This is a genomic window from Deltaproteobacteria bacterium (genome assembly GCA_011773515.1).
Lineage (GTDB): Bacteria > Desulfobacterota > Deferrimicrobia > J040 > J040 > WVXK01.
The window spans coordinates 33,854-37,596 of the sequence record WVXK01000056.1; the positions used below are offsets into that span (position 1 = coordinate 33,854).

Annotated in this window: 5 protein-coding genes (1 of these 5 cut by a window edge); all 5 read right to left on the bottom strand. The window is 57.1% G+C overall.

Going from position 1 to position 3,743, the window contains the following annotated elements; translation table 11 throughout:
• A partial coding sequence (locus GTN70_05645) for a hypothetical protein (protein NIO16467.1) occupies positions 1-168 on the bottom strand: 168 nt, incomplete at its 3' end.
• Positions 165-812, bottom strand: coding sequence for an ATP-binding cassette domain-containing protein (locus GTN70_05650; protein ID NIO16468.1), 648 nt, complete (start codon positions 810-812; stop codon positions 165-167). The genes GTN70_05645 and GTN70_05650, both read right to left, overlap by 4 nt.
• Positions 809-1,918 carry a carotenoid 1,2-hydratase gene (locus GTN70_05655; GenBank protein ID NIO16469.1) on the bottom strand — a complete coding sequence of 370 codons (1,110 nt, stop codon included), beginning with the start codon at positions 1,916-1,918 and terminating at the stop codon, positions 809-811. Before GTN70_05655 ends, GTN70_05650 begins: the two co-directional genes overlap by 4 nt.
• 248 nt (positions 1,919-2,166) lie before the next feature.
• Positions 2,167-2,685, bottom strand: a complete 519-nt coding sequence (locus GTN70_05660; GenBank protein NIO16470.1) for an inorganic diphosphatase — start codon at positions 2,683-2,685, stop codon at positions 2,167-2,169.
• 70 nt (positions 2,686-2,755) lie between these two features.
• Positions 2,756-3,743: the 3' portion of a magnesium/cobalt transporter CorA gene (gene corA, locus GTN70_05665; GenBank protein NIO16471.1), read on the bottom strand. It continues 44 nt past the right edge of the window; the window shows 988 of its 1,032 coding nt (coding positions 45-1,032); its start codon lies beyond the right edge, outside the window; the stop codon is at positions 2,756-2,758.

The window sequence follows — 3,743 nt, forward strand, 5'->3', positions numbered from 1 at the left end:
CCCCCTGATATCGGCCTCGAAGGAGGATATCGCCCTGTCCGACGCCAGCCTCACGCCCACGAAGAGGCCGACCCCCAGGGCGACGCCGACGACCGACAAAAAAGTGAGGAGCTTCTCTTCCCGTATGGTCCGCAGCACGAGGAGCCGTATGAGCCGGGAAAACTTCATTGCCCTATCGTCCCGTCCTTTATCCTGATAGTCCTGGTGCCATACCCCGCCACCACCACATCGTGGGTGACGAGAATGACCGTTTTCCCCCGCCTCACCGCTATACCTTTGAGCAGCTCCATGATATGCCTTCCTATCCGGCTGTCGAGGTTTCCCGTCGGCTCATCTGCAAGGATGACATCGGGGTCGTGGATAAGAGCCCTGCAGATGGCAACCCGCTGCTGCTCTCCCCCGGAGAGCTCGTGGGGATAGGCGCCTTCCTTTCCGCCCAGCCCGACCAAACCCAGCTGTGCGGTTATCCTCTCCTCGTAGCCTTTCGCACCGTTCAAAAGGAGCGGCATTTCCACGTTCTCGTAAGCCGTCAGGTTGGGCAGGAGGTTGAAGAACTGGAAGACGTAACCGACCCTCTTTCTCCGGTAGAGGGTGAGCTGCCCCTCGGAGTATCCCGTTATCTCCTCTTCATTGACGATGATCCTTCCCCTGTCGGGCCGGTCAATCCCGCCGATCAGGTTGAGGAGGGTCGATTTCCCCGAGCCGGAGCTCCCCATGATGGATAGGAAGGTGCCGGCTGCAACCGTCAGGTCGAGGCCGCAGAGGACGCGGTTGTCTCCATAGCTCTTTTCGATTCCTGCGAGCTCTATCACTGGTCCCCCGGATATCCCGTCAGCTCCACGTATGCCCGCCCCGTAGCGGACCCCTCGACACGGCAGGCGCCCTCCCAGTAATAGTTTCCTGTTGAAAAGGGCGCAACGAACTCCTGGTCCTGTATCAGGGGGGTCACGGTCAGGTCCACCTTTTCACCGGGGACCCGCACCGTCCACGCAGACGGGTACCGGGCACCCGTTTTCTTCGAGCGGTAGTGGCCGAGGGGACGAAGGAAGAACTCGTCCTTTTTCAGAATTCTGTAGGTTCCATCCCGGTTCACCAAGGTCCCCGTCGAAAAGTCGTCGATGGCCCCGTCCGCCTTCCTCAGCCGGTAGAGCATGATCTCCCTGCCATCATCGAGCTGTATGGCAAACCAGTCCCACCCTTTGAGGTTTCCCAGCTGGCCCCGTGAGGATATCTCCCTGTCAAACCAGCTCTTCCCGCGAACACCGATCGAACGGTCCCCGATCTTCACCGTCCCCACCGTTTCAAGGTCCGTATTGGAGATATAAATGGAGGCGAGAAGGGGGTCGTCACTCGATTTTCTCGAAAAACCCGCATCCCCGTTGAGCACATAGGGCTTTTCGGGCACGAGAGTAAGGTCGACAGCCCGTCCTTCGCCCGCCGCCTTCAGGCGAAGCTTCTCCATACTGCCCTCGAGAAGATCATCCCCCACCCATACGCTCAGGCGGTCCCGCTTTGCACCGGAAAAGCCGAAGGCCCCGCCGTCCATGCTTTCGCGGTAATAGTATTCCTGCCCCTCGATATCGGAGAGCGCAAAATGGGAGATGAAAAGGGTGTTCAGGCCGAAGCGTGATTCGTACTTTTTCTTCTGCACGTTGACCGCAAAAAACGTTATTTCATACCCGAACTCCCTTCCCTCCCCGGTGAACAGGTGCCCGGTGAAATACCACCACTGCACCCGGTAGTCCTCTTTGAAGTGGATATCAGCCGGAAGTTTCACCCGGTACCCCGGCAGGACATCCCGGTACTCCTGCCCGAAGGAGTGGACAGGGGCCCCAAAAAACAGCGTGAGGAGGAGCAAGAAGGGGACGAATGTCCTTCCTATCCCGGGCCTTGCGGCATGTGCTCGCCGATATTCCATCAGAAGCCTTCTTTATTCCACCCAGATCGATGGACACGATCATGAGAGCCCGATGTGTCACCCCTCTCTTTATTGTACTGCATCGCGCAGATGCTGTTCCCTGCCCGGCAATGGCAGATCCGCTCATGGGGGTGACGATTACCGGCATAAATGCCACAGAGACCTTCATATTCCCACCGCCTTCCGTCCATCACCCATAGGATGCAGTTTTTTCGGCCTCAGTTCACATGAACCCGGACGGTTGGAGGTCACCCTTTCTTTTCCCGGTAACGGATCCTTGCCTCATCGATGCATCTCACCGCCGAGTCCCGGTCCTCCCACCCGTAGATACCGGTCTTTTTCTGTTCCAGGTCCTTGTAAATGGAGAAGAAGTGCTCTATTTCCTTCAGGAGGTGAGGGTTCACATCCGCCAGGTTCTCGATGTGGTTCCAGAGGGGATCGAAAAGGGGGACACACAGGATCTTTTCGTCGGGGCCCTTCTCATCGTGCATCCTGAAGAGGCCAACCGGTTTTGCCTCGATGATACATCCCGGAAATGTCGGTTCCCACACGAGCACGAGGGCGTCCAGGGGGTCGCCGTCCAGGGCGTGGGTCTCCATGATGAAACCGTAATCGCTCGGGTAGTGGACGGCGGAAAAGAGCATGCGGTCGAACCGGATCCTCCTTGACTCCTTGTCGTACTCGTACTTGTTCCTGCTCCCTTTCGGGATCTCTATCATCACCTCCACCCGGGTTTCCCCGCTCACTTCGCTTTCGTTGACCGACATCGTGCCTCCTTACATGGGGGTTTCACGGCGTGCGGGTCTCGCTCTGAAAAAACATGCTGCGGAAACTTTCTCAGATCCACTTCCTTCTCCTGAAGTAGAGGCCCATCCCTACCGCCACCGACACCACGACGACCCAGAAGAGGGGGTATCCGAACCTCCATTTCAGTTCGGGCATGAACTCAAAGTTCATCCCGTACACTCCCGCGAAAAATGACAGGGGAATGAACAGGGTGGCAATCAGCGTCAGGATCTTCATGACCTCGTTCATCCTGTTGCTCACGCTCGAAAGGTAGATGTCGAGCATTCCAGAAACCATGTCCCGGAAGGTCTCGATAGTGTCCATCACCTGGACGGCGTGGTCGCGCACATCCCCGAGGTAAACTCGCGTTCCTTCCCGGATGAGGTCCGATTCCCCGTGTTCGAGGCTTCCGATCGCCTCTCTCAGCGGCCAGATCGACTTTCGCATGAACAGCAGCTCCCTCTTCAAAGCATGAATCGTCTGAAGCGTGGATGGAGTCGGGTCCGATACCAGCTCCTCCTCGATTCCTTCGATCTTTTCGCCAAACAGCTCCAGGATGCCGAAGTAATTATCGACGACCGCATCCAGGAGCGCATAACCGAGGTAGTCGGACCCGCTCTTCCGCACGCGCCCTTTCCCCTTGCGCAACCGTTCCCGGACCGGTTCGAATACGTCTCCAATCCTCTCCTGGAAGGAGATCAGGTAGTTCGGGCCCAGGATGAGGCTGAGCTGCTCGGCGTGGGTTTCCACCTTCTCCCTGTCTATGAAAAACATCTTCAAAACGACGTAGATATAGTGCTCGAATTCTTCAACCTTGGGCCGCTGGCCCGTGTTGAGGATATCTTCGAGGACGAGGGGATGGACATCGAAGTGTTTCCCTATCTTTTCGATGACGGCCACATCGTGGAGCCCGTCTATATTGATCCAGGTAACCGTCGGCCTTTCGGCAAAGGGAAAGCAATCTTCAACCGACTCTGCCTCTATTTCCTCGATGCGCTCCTGGTCGAAATCTATTATCCTGATCCTGGCCTTCTCCATT

Coding starts and splice junctions, on each gene's coding strand:
- GTN70_05655 (NIO16469.1), bottom strand. CDS start 1,918: ATGGAATATCGGCGAGCACATGCCGCAAGGCCCGGGATAGGAAGGACA.
- GTN70_05660 (NIO16470.1), bottom strand. CDS start 2,685: ATGTCGGTCAACGAAAGCGAAGTGAGCGGGGAAACCCGGGTGGAGGTG.